Below are 14,051 nucleotides of genomic sequence, written 5' to 3'. Positions count from 1 at the left end.
AAAGTTTACTCCTGATTTCCTAACTCAATCGCACTCATTAATCGTTCAGAGAACTGTTGTGCTGCATTGACTCCCATACGTTTCAAACGGAAGTTCATCGCTGCTACTTCAATAATAACAGCCAAGTTTCGACCAGGACGAACTGGAAGTGTAATCTTCGTAAGTTCTGTATCAATAATCTTCATCTTCTCTTCATCAAGACCTAAGCGATCGTAATTTTTCTTTTGATCCCAAATTTCAAGATTAATAACAAGTGTAATACGCTTATAATTTCGCACTGCCCCTGCACCGAATAACGTCATAACGTTAATGATACCTAGACCACGAATTTCTAATAAATGCTCAATTAAATCTGGTGAGCTTCCTACTAATGTGTCTTCATCTTCTTGGCGAATTTCTACGCTATCATCCGCAACAAGGCGGTGACCACGTTTTACAAGCTCAAGAGCTGTCTCACTTTTACCGACACCACTTTGACCTGTAATTAAAACACCAACACCGTAAATATCTACTAACACACCATGTACAGCTGTTGTTGGCGCTAACTTACCTTCTAAATAATTTGTTAAACGACTTGATAATCTTGTTGTCGTTTGAGAAGAACGTAATAAAGGCATACCCGATTCACGTGACGCTTGCAGTAACTCATCTGGTACATCTTGATTACGAGTTATAATAATACACGGCGTCTCCTCAGTACAAAGCGCTTTCATTCTCTCTTGTTTTTGCTCTGTCGTTAACGTGTCAAAGAACGTAAGCTCCGTCTTTCCAAGAAGCTGTACGCGATCAGCTGGATAATATGTAAAAAATCCTGCCATTTCAATTCCAGGTCGCGATAAATCACTTGTATCAATCGGACGATGAATTCCTTCTTCACCACTTATTAACTCCAATTGAAATTGTTCAATTAAATCTTTTGTCCTTACTTTCGGCATATGTATAAACCTCCACTCCGCTGCGGGTTCAGTCTCATTTGATGTAAAATTCCATTCTACCGGATATTGTACCATTTTTTTCTGGAAACAAGAAATACGGTTTCTAATAAATAGAAAAAAACATTTCATACACATCATGAAATGTTTTTCTTTTTGTCATTTTCTCTTTTTTTCATATAAAGGTTCCACAATTGCCTTTTCAATAATCATATTAAAAATTGAAATACAAATTGCCGCAACGATTGCTACACCAAACCCTGATATATTAAATGCATCTCCTAACAATGAATCTGCTATCTTTAACGTAATCGCATTAATAACAATTAAGAAGAACCCGAAAGTTACAACAGTAATCGGTAGCGTAATTAAAATTAAAAACGGTTTTACAAACACATTTAAAACAGCCAAGATAATACTCGCAATAATTGCAGTTTGTATATTTGCTACGTAAAACGCGTCTGGCGCAATCCCTTTTAAAAGTCCCGATACAGCGATTAACACAACGCTATTTACAAGAAGTGATACAATCCATCTCATTTTCTTACACATCCTTTTGACATATATATTTCATCATACGCTAATAGATAATAAACGCAAGTATCATACAAATACTTATATCAATTTATTCTATTCTCCATGCTTGTATACCTACTAACATTTCCTCACAAAATAAGGGCCACACCATCTATGTTCATGAGTTTTTACAAAGGTCCAAGTGAACTCTTTATCTACAATATAGATATCCCCTTTATACATATCGTCCCTCTCACACAATATATCCTCTATATGTAATAAACTCGCATCTTTTATTAGCAGTACATCATCACAATGTTGATAGAATATACAGCAATCCTTTTTCACTTCATTATGAAACGCGTTCTCCGCTTCTTCACCCTCTAAACACTTCTTTTTCTCATAACTAAATATGTGCCAAAGATACCCACATGCATACTTATCTCCATACAGGAAAATGTCTTCTTTTTCCCTATCACTTAAATGGTTTGCAAAATGCTCCTCCCAGCGCTTGCGAAAATATACACCCCAACTTTGAAACTCTCTTACTTTCATATTTTTCTTTCTTAAAATATCTATAAAGTGAAACTTTAATCAGTGGGTTTTTGTTCATCTCCCACTGATTATTAGTTGAACCAATCGGGCTTTTACGGGCAGTTAATCCCCCACCTAACTTCTTTGCTTCCGCTGAATTTTGAGGTGGGGATCTTACTGCCCGTTAATGCGGGGCAAACTCCATCTTCTCCCCCTATGAACGAAAAACCGAGCGGCATTTCCACTCGGTTTTTAGTAATACACTTATTGTGATAACTCTACTTCTTTTATTTTCTCTTTCATTCTTGCTTTATCACGGACTAAAATCTCTTTTAAATACTTACCTGTATACGATCGCTCTTCTTTCACTACTTGCTCTGGCGTTCCGGAAGCAACGATTTGTCCACCCTTGTCTCCACCTTCTGGTCCAAGGTCAACGATATAATCAGCTGTTTTAATCACATCTAAATTATGTTCAATTACAAGTACGGTTTCACCGCTCTCAACAAGACGTTGCAGAACTTCTAGAAGACGCGCGATATCATGTGCATGTAAACCAGTCGTCGGCTCGTCTAAAATGTATAGCGTACGCCCAGTAGAACGACGGTGTAATTCAGAAGCTAGCTTCACACGCTGCGCTTCACCACCAGATAACGTCGTAGCTGGCTGTCCCAATTTCATATAACCAAGCCCAACATCTACAAGTGTTTGAAGTTTACGCTTAATTTTCGGGATATTAGCAAAGAACTCTACTCCATCTTCGATTGTCATCCCTAACACTTCAGAAATGTTTTTATCTTTATATTTCACTTCTAACGTTTCACGGTTGTAACGTTTACCGTGACAAACTTCACACGGAACATATACGTCTGGTAAGAAGTGCATTTCGATTTTAATAATTCCATCACCACGACATGCTTCACAACGTCCACCTTTTACATTAAAGCTGAAACGTCCTTTTTGATATCCGCGCACTTTCGCTTCATTCGTTTGCGCAAACACATCACGAATATCATCGAATACACCTGTATACGTCGCTGGATTAGAACGTGGTGTACGCCCGATTGGCGATTGATCAATATCGATTACTTTATCTAAATGCTCAAGACCTTTAATTTCTTTATGAGTCCCCGGCTTCGCTTTCGCTTTATATAACTTTTGCGCTAACGATTTATATAGTACCTCATTAATCATCGTACTTTTACCGGAACCAGATACACCCGTTATCGCTACAAACGTACCAAGCGGGAATGACATCTTTGCATTTTTTAAGTTATTCTCTTTTGCACCGACAATTTCCACTTTACGTCCGTCACCTTTACGTCTTTCAAGTGGAACCGGAATAAACTCTTTACCACTCAAATACTTACCTGTTAACGAACTCTCATCTTGCATCACTTCAGCTGGTGTACCTGCTGACACAACTTGACCGCCATGAATACCTGCACCAGGTCCGATATCAAGTAAATAATCAGCAGCCATCATCGTATCTTCATCATGCTCAACGACAATTAACGTATTACCTAAATCGCGCATTTCTTGCAATGTGCGAATAAGACGATCGTTATCACGTTGATGTAAACCGATAGAAGGCTCATCAAGAATGTAAAGTACGCCAGTAAGACGAGAACCGATTTGTGTCGCTAAACGAATACGCTGTGCCTCACCACCTGATAAAGTTCCTGCAGCACGACTTAAGGTTAAATAATCTAAACCAACGTTCACTAAGAATCCAACACGCTCTTGGATTTCTCTTAAAATTAAATGAGCAATTTTTTGTTGCTTCTCCGTTAGCTCCACATTTGAGAAGAATTCCTGTACTTCTTGAACAGAATACTTCGTTACGTCAGCAATCGTTTTATCACCAACGAAAACAGCTAAACTCTCAGGCTTTAAGCGTCCACCTTTACACTTTGGACAAGCTTGCTCTGCCATATACTTTTCCATTTGCTCACGAATATAATCAGAACTCGTTTCACGATAACGACGTTCAATATTCGGAATAACACCTTCAAATAAAATCTCATTTTCCTTCACTTGACCAAATTCATTTACATAGCGGAAATAAACTTTCTCTTCTCCGCTTCCGTACAACACTTTATCAAATAAATCTTTCGGTATATCTTTCACAGGCATATCCATATCAACGCCGTAATGATTACATACAGATTGTAAAAGCTGTGGGTAATATTGTGAGCTTGTCGGTTCCCAAGGCGCAATCGCATGTTCATTTAATGATAAATCCCAGTTCGGAATAACAAGTTCTAAATCTACCTCTAACTTTGAACCAAGTCCATCACAAGAAGGACATGCCCCGAATGGACTGTTGAATGAGAACATACGCGGCTCTAATTCTCCGATTGAAAAACCACAATGTGGGCAAGCATGATGTTCACTAAATAGAAGTTCCTCTTCTCCCATTACATCAATTAAGACTCTTCCCCCGCCAAGTCTTAATGCACTTTCAAGAGAATCCGCAAGACGGCTTGCGATTCCTTCTTTTACAACAATACGATCAATTACAACTTCAATAGAATGCTTCTTATTTTTATCTAACGCAATATCTTCAGATACATCAAGCATTTCACCATCAACACGTACACGAACATATCCTTGCTTCTTAATGTCTTCAAGCACTTTCACATGTGCACCTTTACGCCCAGAAACGATAGGAGCTAACACTTGTAATTTCGTACGTTCAGGATACTCAAGTACACGGTCTACCATCTGCTCTACTGTTTGTGATGTAATTTCAATACCATGATTCGGACAAATCGGCGTACCAATTCGTGCAAATAATAAACGTAAATAATCATAAATCTCCGTTACCGTTCCGACAGTTGAACGTGGATTGCGACTCGTTGTTTTTTGGTCGATTGAAATCGCTGGAGATAAGCCTTCAATCGTATCCACGTCAGGTTTATCCATTTGCCCTAAAAACTGGCGCGCATACGCAGATAACGATTCTACGTATCTGCGCTGCCCTTCTGCATAAATCGTATCAAACGCTAATGATGATTTCCCTGAACCAGACAATCCTGTCACAACAACAAGCTGATTTCTCGGAATGGTTACATCAATATTTTTTAAGTTATGTGCTCTAGCACCTTTTACAACAATAAAATCCTTGCTCATGCTCACTCTGTTCACCCTTCCGCTTTTAATTCTAATAGTAAATCTCTTAATTCAGCTGCACGCTCGAAATCTAACGCTTTTGCTGCTTCCTTCATCTCTGCTTCCATCTTCGCAATTGTCTTTTCACGCTCTTTTTTCGTCATCTTCTTAGCTGGTGCTGCTTCATATGTTTCCGGCTCTTCAGCAGCTGTCGTTGCACGGATAACATCACGCACGCCTTTTTGAATCGTTTTCGGCGTAATACCGTGCTCTTTATTGTAAGCCTCTTGTATCGTACGACGACGCTGCGTTTCTTCAATCGCAATTCCCATCGATCTTGTTATACGATCTGCGTACATAATTACGCGGCCGTTTTCATTACGTGCTGCACGACCGATTGTTTGAATTAATGAACGCTCTGAACGCAAGAAGCCTTCCTTATCAGCATCTAAAATAGCTACAAGTGATACTTCTGGAATATCTAACCCTTCTCGTAATAAGTTAATACCGACAAGTACATCAAACTTACCAAGACGAAGGTCACGGATAATTTCAATACGTTCTAACGTTTTAATTTCAGAGTGAAGATAGTTTACTTTAATTCCTACATCTTTTAAGTAATCCGTTAAATCCTCTGACATCTTCTTCGTTAAAGTCGTAATTAATACACGTTCATTTTTTGCAATGCGATCTTGAATTTCTCCTAATAAATCATCAATCTGTCCTTCAATTGGTCGTATATCAATTGGTGGATCTAAAAGCCCTGTTGGACGAATAATTTGTTCTATTACTTCCGGTGACTGCTCTAACTCATAAGGTCCTGGCGTTGCTGAAACGTAAATCACTTGATTCGTTTTCTCTTCAAATTCATCAAACGTAAGCGGTCTATTATCTAAAGCTGATGGCAAACGGAATCCATGATCTACAAGCACTTGCTTACGTGCTTGGTCACCGTTATACATCGCTCTTACTTGTGGCACTGATACGTGTGACTCATCCATAACGATTAAGAAATCTTCTGGGAAATAGTCTAATAACGTATATGGCGTTGCACCCGCCGGACGAAGTGTTAAATGACGGGAATAGTTTTCAATCCCTGAACAAAATCCCATCTCGCGCATCATTTCTAAATCATAACGTGTGCGCTGCTCTATACGCTGCGCTTCTAACAACTTGCCATTATCATTTAATTCCTTTAAACGCTCTTCTAATTCTTTTTCGATATTTTCAATAGCGACCTTCATCTTTTCTTCACGTGTAACGAAGTGAGATGCTGGGAAGATTGCTACATGATCACGTTCTGCTAATACTTCACCTGTTAACGCATTTACTTCGCGAATACGATCAATTCCATCGCCGAAAAACTCAATTCGAATACAATGCTCGTCAAGTGATGCCGGGAAGATTTCAACTACATCCCCGCGCACACGGAATGTACCACGCTTGAAATCAATATCATTACGTCCATACTGCACATCAACAAGTTCACGAAGCAATTGATTGCGGTCCTTCTCCATGCCAACGCGAAGTGAAACAACTAACTCGCGGTATTCTTCTGGAGAACCTAAACCATATATACATGAAACACTCGCAACGATAATTACATCGTCCCGTTCAAATAGTGCAGACGTTGCTGAGTGACGCAATTTATCAATTTCATCATTAATTTGCGCATCTTTTTCAATAAACGTATCTGTTTGCGGCACATACGCTTCTGGCTGATAATAATCGTAATAACTAACAAAATATTCAACTGCATTATTCGGAAAGAAATCTTTCAGCTCACTATATAACTGTCCAGCTAACGTTTTATTATGAGCCATGACAAGTGTTGGCTTCTGCACTTCTTTAATGACATTTGAAATCGTAAATGTCTTACCCGTTCCTGTCGCTCCAAGCAACACTTGCTTTTTCTTTCCACTATTAATTCCCTCTACAAGCTTCTCTATAGCTACCGGCTGATCACCTTGGGGGGAATACGCTGAAATAATTTCAAATTGATGTTCCACTTAAGTTCCGACCTCCTCATAAAAATCTGTATTATTATTTTACCACGAACGCCCATAAAAAACCTAAAAAAACGAACAGATATTCGGTAAAATTTTCGACAATATATACATAGAAAAAGGAAGGAGTCAAATCTTCCTTCCTCTACTAACTCTATTTTTTAGGTACATATAATAAATCATATCCATTGCGCCCACTTTCATTCGCACAATCTATTAACCTATAAGCCATTTGTGCTTCACGCCACTCTTTAACAATCCTTTTACAGCTATCTTCATTCATACCTGTATGATTACCAGCAAATCGATCTTGTCTATTATCTAACATATGAATTATATCTGTTCCACTATACTCTAACGTTTGAAAAACCGGATCACCTTCATGTGTATAATGTACAATTCTTATTTTATCAACTTCCCCTTGTTCCACATTCAAAACGAACTTTTCAAATTTATCTAGATTGGAAGTTCCTGCTTCCTTTACAATGACATCATTCTTCTTATCAATTGTAATGTTAGGTTGTGAGCATGCTACTAAACTAAAGAGAAGTAGGCATATAAAACCACTTCTTTTTCCTATTGTCATCCGCTCCTATAAAAATCATTTGTATACTGCAAAAGCTACTTTCCTCTACGAAAGTAGCTTCTCTTTTCCTTTTTCCTTCTTCGGGAAAAGAACATATGAAAATGAAATAACTGTATCCACTAAAAGTATAATCGCCCAAACTTGGCTAACACGACTTGCTTTTTCATTTAAAACAATCCCCGTTTCTAACCAATTATGCCACTGTTCAAACGGGACAAAACCGTACAGAAAGAAAAAGAAAATATGCACAACAACGAATAAAACAAGATGTAATACCCAATTTTTTATTTCCTGCTTCGCGTAAGCCATACCTGTTAATTCTACGTGTTCTTCCCTAATTGGCGCTGGTTCATTCCGCCATTTCGCAACTAGCTTTTGCGCAAATATATCAAGCTTCTTCAAATCCTTTTTCCCGTAGAAAACTGCATACAATAAAATAATTACCGTAATGATTTGAAAATTAGAGAACTTCCCTGTTTGATAATAGTCCACTACCCCTAAAGTTAAAATAAACACTTCATTTACGAGGAGTACAATCCCCATCATAAAGCTCGCCTTTTTCAAACGGAATCCGTAACGAAGTAAAAAGAAACCGATAGCCGATAACCAAAATACAATCTCTGCCCCAATTAAAAAGTACCAACGATATTCTGCGAGTATACTCATTTATCCCTCTCCTTCTCATCATATATACGAAAAGCTTCATCCATATATAATAAAAATTCTTCTTCGATTGGATACATGCTCATTTTCTGTGAATCTTCCTTCGACTTTCTAACTTCCCATAACTTATCTAAAAACGCTTTATCACCATTGGCCATTTCTAAACACTTCTGTATTAATCTCTTCATTGCCCCTTGCACCTCATCACTTGCCGCTTCTTTACCGTCTTTCATAAAGGTGCGTAATTGATTTAATAAATCTACCCATTCTAAAACATTCGGATTTTCTTCACTCATATTTGGCAAGTTATGAAGCAATTTTTGTTCTTCCTTTGAAAATACTTCATTTTGAAATATTTCACGTATACGAGACGACTGTTTCGAAAGCTGAATCAGTTCAAACATAACTTTCCAATCAAGTTCTCCCTCCACATCCACGGAATAAACAACAGCTTGTAAAATACGTTCCATTCGATTAAATTTCTTTTGTTCTTCCTGTACAAACCGAAGTTGTTTTTCAAGAGAGTCCTTTAAGTTAAACTCACCTTTTACTAACATATTCGCAGCCTCTTTTAATGAAAATCCCATTTCCTTTAAAAATAAAATTTGTTGCAGACGTATTACGTCAGCTGCACCATATAAACGATGCCCGCCTTCTGTTTTCCCGCTCGGCTTCAATAAATCTATTTGATCATAATAACGTAATGTACGTACTGTTACCCCTGTTTCTTTCGTCAATTGTTGTATTGAAATCACTACCATCACCTCTTCCCCTTCATTATAAAAGATGACGTCACGTCACTTTCAAGCCTTTTGTAAAAAAATACAAAAAGCTGTTTATACTCTTTGTATAAACAGCTTTTACTGAAATAATCCTTTTTGTACAGCGCGGCCACAAAATAAAATAAGTGCTCCAACAACAACGCTCGTTGCTGTTTTATGATAATGAGCTGAAACTAATAAATAATATGATAAACCTACAGTACCAAGCATAATACAAATGCTTGGCACTGGATAACGAGAGAAGTTCTGCATTCCCCAAAACAAAGCAAAAATAGCCGTAGCGACACATAATACCGGTAATCCCATCCCAGTTCCCCTTTTTCTATCTATTCCTTGTTGCTAACACACTCGTCGATGCCATACTTATTAACAAACCAAAAATAACAATATATAATAACTCATTTACCTGTACTACTTGCCTATCTAAATACTTATTTACACAAAGATACATAATGAACAAGAACACGAAGCTTGTCATACTAAGCGTAAAATACGACTTCATCTTGTTCACAACTCGCTCATCAATCGACGGTACTCCCTCTTCTTTCAAACGCTTTTGTTCTCTATATTCCGAAATACTATATAAAATGACTAGCGCTACATTTGATATGAAGATTGTTCCCCACGAAATACTTAAAATCATTAAACTCACATTTAAAACAAGACCCGCTAAAAATAAACTTCCTATGAACCGTATAACATCTTGCTTACTCATACATGATCAGCCTCTTTTTGATTTCTATATTTCCACTTCGGCCAATAGTTCACAAGAAAATACACCCACTGCCCTAGTACAAACAAAACAAACGGCATACCGGCATTTCCATCAACAATTAAATTATATAAACTCCATATCGCTAAACTAATCGTAAAAAATAACCCTATATATTTAAACGCTTTATCTGACTGGAATCTCTCAAACTCATCTTGCATTTTTCATTCCTCCTATCTCTATGCTCGTTTCCCTATCATGACTCCTATGATGAGACTCCCCGCAAATAAAGAACTAAATATCATAAGTATTTCTTGCACTGGTATAACAGCTCTGCCTATTGCTTTACTCGCAACAATATAAACAATAAGCAATAGAAACGCGAATACAAATGAGACATTTACATATTTTTTTATATTTTCATTTACTCGCTCATCTATATCTGGAAGTTCTTCTTTTTTGTACTTACGCTTTTTGTAATACGTATACACTATCAAAAATACAATTGCTAAAACGTTACTCACTACGAGCGGTAAAATTGGTATAGCCGGATTCATAATATGAACTACAATGTCTCCCAAAAACAATCCAAAAGTCGCACCGATAAATAACTTTTTAGTATCGCTCATTTTTCTCCCCTTACTCTAGCGTAAATATTTCCTCCACCTTCACCCCAAAATATTTGGCGATTTTTAGGGATAACTCTAGACTCGGATTATAATGATGGTTTTCAATCGCCACAATCGTCTGTCGCGTCACCTGCATCGCCTTTGCCATTTCAACTTGCGTTATATGATGTTGCTTTCTTAACTCTTTTATTGTATTTTTCACACCCATAGGCTCCACCTTCGAAAGTAAAGATATCTTTACTTTAATTATAAATATTTTCCAGTTGCAAGTAAAGATGTCTTTACAAATTTTAGAAAAACACTTCACTGAACACCTTCTCTAACAACGTACAAGCGTAACTCAATTTTTATCGGCGATTATATATATCGCCTTACCGACCTCCGTTGTGCTATAAGCATAAGAAAGAAGCTGTTCCCAAATACCTTTGGGAACAGCTTCTCCGCCTGACTACATAAATCCTAATGCATATACAAGAACGTATCCAAGAATAGAAAGGAAAACCGAACCGATCAGCCCCGCCACGAATGCTTTACTTCCTAACTTACGGAACGTTTTAAACTCTACATTTAAACCAAGCCCCGCCATCGCCATTGCAATAAGCATGTAAGCAATGACAACAATGTATCCGGCAACAACTTCTGGTATAATCCCGAGCGAATGCACTGCACTCATCGCTAAAAATCCGAAGATGAACCACGGAATTGGAAGGTCGCGCCACGATTTTTTTTCCTCGCTTCCTTCACTCTTACCAAACCATAATCCAATTAAAATCGCTACTGGCACAAGCATTGCTACGCGCGTTAATTTCACGATAACTGCGATGTCTACAGCCTTACTTCCTCCTGGCGCCGCAGCTGCGATGACATGAGCGATTTCATGCAGCGTCGCACCCGAGAATACACCGTAACCATACGGTGAGAAACCAAGCACTGGATATAATAACGTATAAATAAGTGTAAATATTGTACCTAAAATGGCAATAATCGCTGCGCCTACTGCCGTTTCCTCATCCTTCGCTTTCACTTGCGGCGCAATTGCCACGACCGCAGCCGCGCCACAAATTGCAGTTCCGCACGCTGTTAAAATTCCAAGCTTTTTTTCTACCTTAAACACTTTCGTTAGCCCATACACAACGAAAATTGTAAATGTAATAACAACCGCTGCGATGACCAATACTTTCGGCCCTGCCTTCGCAATATCAACAAGGTTTAACCGCATTCCAAGTAAGATAATCCCGAAGCGAAGCAACTTCTTACTCGCAAAGTTCGTCCCAGCTATCGCTTCTTGCGGAACTCCAATTGCCGCACGCCAAACCATCCCAATTAGAATAGCAATTACTAATTGTCCCATAATATTTAAAAACGGAAGCTCTGCTAAATATTTCGCAGCAATTGCGATTAATAGTGTAATCCCAATTCCTTGTGAAAATCCAAAGCCCTTCTTCTTTTGTATAACAAGTGTTTGTTCCACTTTGAACCACTCCAATAATCGTATTGGAACATGCATGTTCTTTCTACTTACATTATAAGAGAGTTTCTATAATAAGTTTAATATCAATATTGAATCTCTATCATCAGAAATACTTATGATAAGATGAAAGAAAAACGAAAGGAGCCCATTACATGAACGTAGACATTTTAAAAATATTTGTTACTGTCGTTGAACAGAAACACTTCTCCCGTGCAGCAGAATTATTAAACCTTTCACAGCCTGGTGTAAGTATGCATATACGCAACTTAGAAAACGAATTTGGCACTACTCTTATTCAGCGTTCTCCAAAGCACGTTCAAGTGACAGAGGCTGGAAACATATTATATATACATGCAAAACAAATGCTCTCTCTTTATGAAGATGCTAAGCAAGAAATTAACGAGCTACATAACGTTGTAACAGGAACTCTTCGCATCGGTGCTAGTTTTACAATTGGCGAATACTTACTTCCAAAAATACTTGCTAACTATGCGAATGAAAATCCACACGTCGAAGTTCATACTTTCATCTCAAATACAGAAGATGTTTTGCAAAGCCTTCGCTCTAATCAAATTGATATTGGCTTGGTGGAAGGGCAAGTCGTATACGCCGACGTTGACGTTGAAACGTTTATGCAAGATGAAATGAAGCTCGTCGTCCCGCCAAATCATCCACTACTCCGCACAAAGGAAATAAATGAAAGCACACTCCAAGATCAAGTATGGGTATTAAGAGAAAGTGGTTCTGGTACACGCGCTTATAGCGACCGCTTTATTCATCAACACCATTTAAAAATGAAAAGATTCTTTACGTTCAGTAGTATCCAAAGCGTGAAGGAAGCAGTTAGTGCCGGACTTGGCATCGCTATCCTTTCTGATTGGACCATACGGAAAGAGTTACTGGCAAAAGAGCTATTCCACGTTAAAGTTCCAAATGAACAACTCATCCGTCCATTCTCCATCGTGCGCGGCAAATATTTTATTCCGTCTAAGGCTATTCAAGTGTTTTTAAATCATGTAGATTCCTTTGCGAAAAAACAGAGTTGACCTTCACATTAGTGTGAAGGTTTACAATACATGTAAAAGGAGTGAAACCCATTGCGAATTGGAGAGTTATCAAAAGAAACTGGCATTAGCGAAAGATCACTAAGACATTATGAAGAAAAGGGGTTACTCCCTTCTAAGCGCCTCGCAAATGGCTACCGTGATTTTGATAAAAGTGCCATCGAAAAAGTGGAGCTTATTCAAATGTACTTGCAAATTGGCTTAAATTTAGAAGAGACGGCAAAAATGCTGCGCTGCCTTGAAATCGAACCGCATCTGTACGAAAATCCTTGCAGCAGTATCCTTACGCTTTATGAAGATAAACTTAATGAAGTAACAAAGCAGATTTCACTACTTTCCAGCATTCAAACAAATTTGCAAAAACACGTTTCACTCCTAAAACAAGCAAAAGAAAAGAGATGATTACATGTTTGTTATACATGGCAGTTCAAGACAAAATGGAAATACAGAAGCTTTAACACATACGATGATCGATGGAATTGAGACAGAACAAATTTACTTGCGAGACCATACAATCCATCCTATTACAGACCAACGTCATGACGCAGAAGGTTTCCAACCTGTACATGATGACTACGAGCAGTTAACCAAACGCATGTTAGAGCACGACACAATTATCTTTGCTACACCCCTATACTGGTACGGAATGAGCGGACATATGAAAAACTTCGTTGATCGCTGGTCACAAAGTTTGCGTGATACATCCCTTCATTTCAAAGAAAAAATGAAAGATAAAAAAATGTACGTTGTCATCGTTGGTGGAGACAATCCTAAACTGAAAGCATTACCGCTTATCGCTCAGTTTCAATATATCTTTGATTTTGTTGGTTCATCATTTGAAGGATATATTATTGGGGACGCAAATGGATTAGATGAAATCAAAAACGATGCTAAGGCGCTGCTAAAAGCACAATTGTATAATAACGAATTCAAAAATGATAAATAGAAATAAGTTTGACAAACTATTTTGTATGCGCATACAATAAAAGTAATATTATGAAAGGAAGGTACTTTGACCAATGAAGTTCTAATTCTCTTATTT

General features: G+C 37.9%; 17 protein-coding genes. 3 read left to right on the top strand and 14 right to left on the bottom strand.

Going from position 1 to position 14,051, the window contains the following annotated elements; all coding sequences use genetic code 11:
- Positions 1 to 5: 5 nt before the first annotated feature.
- The 14 genes from hprK to PDL00_RS30220 all read right to left on the bottom strand — a co-directional run bounded on the left by hprK (position 6) and on the right by PDL00_RS30220 (position 11,945).
- Complete coding sequence (gene hprK / locus PDL00_RS30285; RefSeq protein ID WP_001127251.1) at positions 6 to 935, bottom strand: HPr(Ser) kinase/phosphatase; 930 nt, start codon at positions 933 to 935, stop codon at positions 6 to 8.
- Positions 936 to 1,091: 156 nt separating this feature from the next.
- Complete coding sequence (locus tag PDL00_RS30280) at positions 1,092 to 1,472, bottom strand: phage holin family protein (protein WP_001267308.1); 381 nt, start codon at positions 1,470 to 1,472, stop codon at positions 1,092 to 1,094.
- Positions 1,473 to 1,586: 114 nt separating this feature from the next.
- The gene (locus PDL00_RS30275) at positions 1,587 to 2,003 is read right to left on the bottom strand and encodes a DUF4275 family protein (protein WP_242255321.1); all 417 of its coding nucleotides are present in this window, start codon (positions 2,001 to 2,003) and stop codon (positions 1,587 to 1,589) included.
- Positions 2,004 to 2,246: 243 nt separating this feature from the next.
- A complete protein-coding gene (gene uvrA / locus PDL00_RS30270; protein ID WP_270733337.1) occupies positions 2,247 to 5,117 on the bottom strand; it encodes an excinuclease ABC subunit UvrA in 2,871 nt (956 codons plus the stop codon).
- An 11-nt stretch (positions 5,118 to 5,128) separates the two neighbouring features.
- A complete protein-coding gene (uvrB, locus tag PDL00_RS30265) occupies positions 5,129 to 7,105 on the bottom strand; it encodes an excinuclease ABC subunit B (RefSeq protein WP_270733309.1) in 1,977 nt (658 codons plus the stop codon).
- Between the two features lie 151 nt (positions 7,106 to 7,256).
- The gene (locus tag PDL00_RS30260; protein ID WP_002073537.1) at positions 7,257 to 7,688 is read right to left on the bottom strand and encodes a DUF4362 domain-containing protein; all 432 of its coding nucleotides are present in this window, start codon (positions 7,686 to 7,688) and stop codon (positions 7,257 to 7,259) included.
- Positions 7,689 to 7,733: 45 nt separating this feature from the next.
- Complete coding sequence (locus PDL00_RS30255) at positions 7,734 to 8,354, bottom strand: hypothetical protein (protein WP_242255323.1); 621 nt, start codon at positions 8,352 to 8,354, stop codon at positions 7,734 to 7,736.
- Positions 8,351 to 9,112 carry a MerR family transcriptional regulator gene (locus PDL00_RS30250; RefSeq protein WP_270733307.1) on the bottom strand — a complete coding sequence of 254 codons (762 nt, stop codon included), beginning with the start codon at positions 9,110 to 9,112 and terminating at the stop codon, positions 8,351 to 8,353. The genes PDL00_RS30255 and PDL00_RS30250 overlap by 4 nt, the downstream gene beginning before the upstream one ends.
- Positions 9,113 to 9,211: 99 nt before the next feature.
- Entirely contained in the window at positions 9,212 to 9,439 is a 228-nt protein-coding gene (locus PDL00_RS30245; protein WP_242255327.1) for a hypothetical protein, read from the bottom strand.
- Between the two features lie 16 nt (positions 9,440 to 9,455).
- On the bottom strand, positions 9,456 to 9,848 hold the full coding sequence (locus tag PDL00_RS30240; protein ID WP_270733305.1) for an ATPase: 393 nt from the start codon (positions 9,846 to 9,848) through the stop codon (positions 9,456 to 9,458).
- Positions 9,845 to 10,066, bottom strand: a complete 222-nt coding sequence (locus PDL00_RS30235) for a hypothetical protein (RefSeq protein WP_242255336.1) — start codon at positions 10,064 to 10,066, stop codon at positions 9,845 to 9,847. Before PDL00_RS30235 ends, PDL00_RS30240 begins: the two co-directional genes overlap by 4 nt.
- Positions 10,067 to 10,084: 18 nt before the next feature.
- The gene (locus PDL00_RS30230) at positions 10,085 to 10,474 is read right to left on the bottom strand and encodes a hypothetical protein (protein ID WP_270733303.1); all 390 of its coding nucleotides are present in this window, start codon (positions 10,472 to 10,474) and stop codon (positions 10,085 to 10,087) included.
- A gap of 10 nt (positions 10,475 to 10,484) precedes the next feature.
- Positions 10,485 to 10,682 (bottom strand): helix-turn-helix transcriptional regulator, encoded by a 198-nt coding sequence (locus tag PDL00_RS30225; RefSeq protein WP_061679317.1) that lies wholly within the window; start codon positions 10,680 to 10,682, stop codon positions 10,485 to 10,487.
- A 240-nt stretch (positions 10,683 to 10,922) separates the two neighbouring features.
- Positions 10,923 to 11,945 (bottom strand): YeiH family protein, encoded by a 1,023-nt coding sequence (locus PDL00_RS30220; protein WP_270733301.1) that lies wholly within the window; start codon positions 11,943 to 11,945, stop codon positions 10,923 to 10,925.
- Positions 11,946 to 12,097: 152 nt separating this feature from the next.
- Between PDL00_RS30220 and PDL00_RS30215 the strand changes: the two genes are divergently transcribed.
- Genes PDL00_RS30215 through PDL00_RS30205 form a run of 3 tightly spaced genes read left to right on the top strand, consistent with a single transcriptional unit; the run spans position 12,098 to position 13,955 of the window.
- The gene (locus tag PDL00_RS30215) at positions 12,098 to 12,991 is read left to right on the top strand and encodes a LysR family transcriptional regulator (RefSeq protein ID WP_270733300.1); all 894 of its coding nucleotides are present in this window, start codon (positions 12,098 to 12,100) and stop codon (positions 12,989 to 12,991) included.
- 51 nt (positions 12,992 to 13,042) lie between these two features.
- On the top strand, positions 13,043 to 13,411 hold the full coding sequence (locus tag PDL00_RS30210) for a MerR family transcriptional regulator (protein ID WP_242255344.1): 369 nt from the start codon (positions 13,043 to 13,045) through the stop codon (positions 13,409 to 13,411).
- A 4-nt stretch (positions 13,412 to 13,415) separates the two neighbouring features.
- Entirely contained in the window at positions 13,416 to 13,955 is a 540-nt protein-coding gene (locus tag PDL00_RS30205; protein WP_242255346.1) for a flavodoxin family protein, read from the top strand.
- Positions 13,956 to 14,051: the final 96 nt, after the last annotated feature.

This window comes from Bacillus cereus group sp. TH152-1LC, assembly GCF_027710505.1.
Lineage (GTDB): Bacteria > Bacillota > Bacilli > Bacillales > Bacillaceae_G > Bacillus_A > Bacillus_A mobilis.
This window is presented reverse-complemented; position numbering and strand designations above follow the sequence as displayed.

Coding starts and splice junctions, on each gene's coding strand:
- hprK (WP_001127251.1), bottom strand. CDS start 935: ATGCCGAAAGTAAGGACAAAAGATTTAATTGAACAATTTCAATTGGAG.
- PDL00_RS30280 (WP_001267308.1), bottom strand. CDS start 1,472: ATGAGATGGATTGTATCACTTCTTGTAAATAGCGTTGTGTTAATCGCT.
- PDL00_RS30275 (WP_242255321.1), bottom strand. CDS start 2,003: ATGAAAGTAAGAGAGTTTCAAAGTTGGGGTGTATATTTTCGCAAGCGC.
- uvrA (WP_270733337.1), bottom strand. CDS start 5,117: ATGAGCAAGGATTTTATTGTTGTAAAAGGTGCTAGAGCACATAACTTA.
- PDL00_RS30260 (WP_002073537.1), bottom strand. CDS start 7,688: ATGACAATAGGAAAAAGAAGTGGTTTTATATGCCTACTTCTCTTTAGT.
- PDL00_RS30255 (WP_242255323.1), bottom strand. CDS start 8,354: ATGAGTATACTCGCAGAATATCGTTGGTACTTTTTAATTGGGGCAGAG.
- PDL00_RS30250 (WP_270733307.1), bottom strand. CDS start 9,112: ATGGTAGTGATTTCAATACAACAATTGACGAAAGAAACAGGGGTAACA.
- PDL00_RS30245 (WP_242255327.1), bottom strand. CDS start 9,439: ATGGGATTACCGGTATTATGTGTCGCTACGGCTATTTTTGCTTTGTTT.
- PDL00_RS30240 (WP_270733305.1), bottom strand. CDS start 9,848: ATGAGTAAGCAAGATGTTATACGGTTCATAGGAAGTTTATTTTTAGCG.
- PDL00_RS30235 (WP_242255336.1), bottom strand. CDS start 10,066: ATGCAAGATGAGTTTGAGAGATTCCAGTCAGATAAAGCGTTTAAATAT.
- PDL00_RS30230 (WP_270733303.1), bottom strand. CDS start 10,474: ATGAGCGATACTAAAAAGTTATTTATCGGTGCGACTTTTGGATTGTTT.
- PDL00_RS30225 (WP_061679317.1), bottom strand. CDS start 10,682: ATGGGTGTGAAAAATACAATAAAAGAGTTAAGAAAGCAACATCATATA.
- PDL00_RS30215 (WP_270733300.1), top strand. CDS start 12,098: ATGAACGTAGACATTTTAAAAATATTTGTTACTGTCGTTGAACAGAAA.
- PDL00_RS30205 (WP_242255346.1), top strand. CDS start 13,416: ATGTTTGTTATACATGGCAGTTCAAGACAAAATGGAAATACAGAAGCT.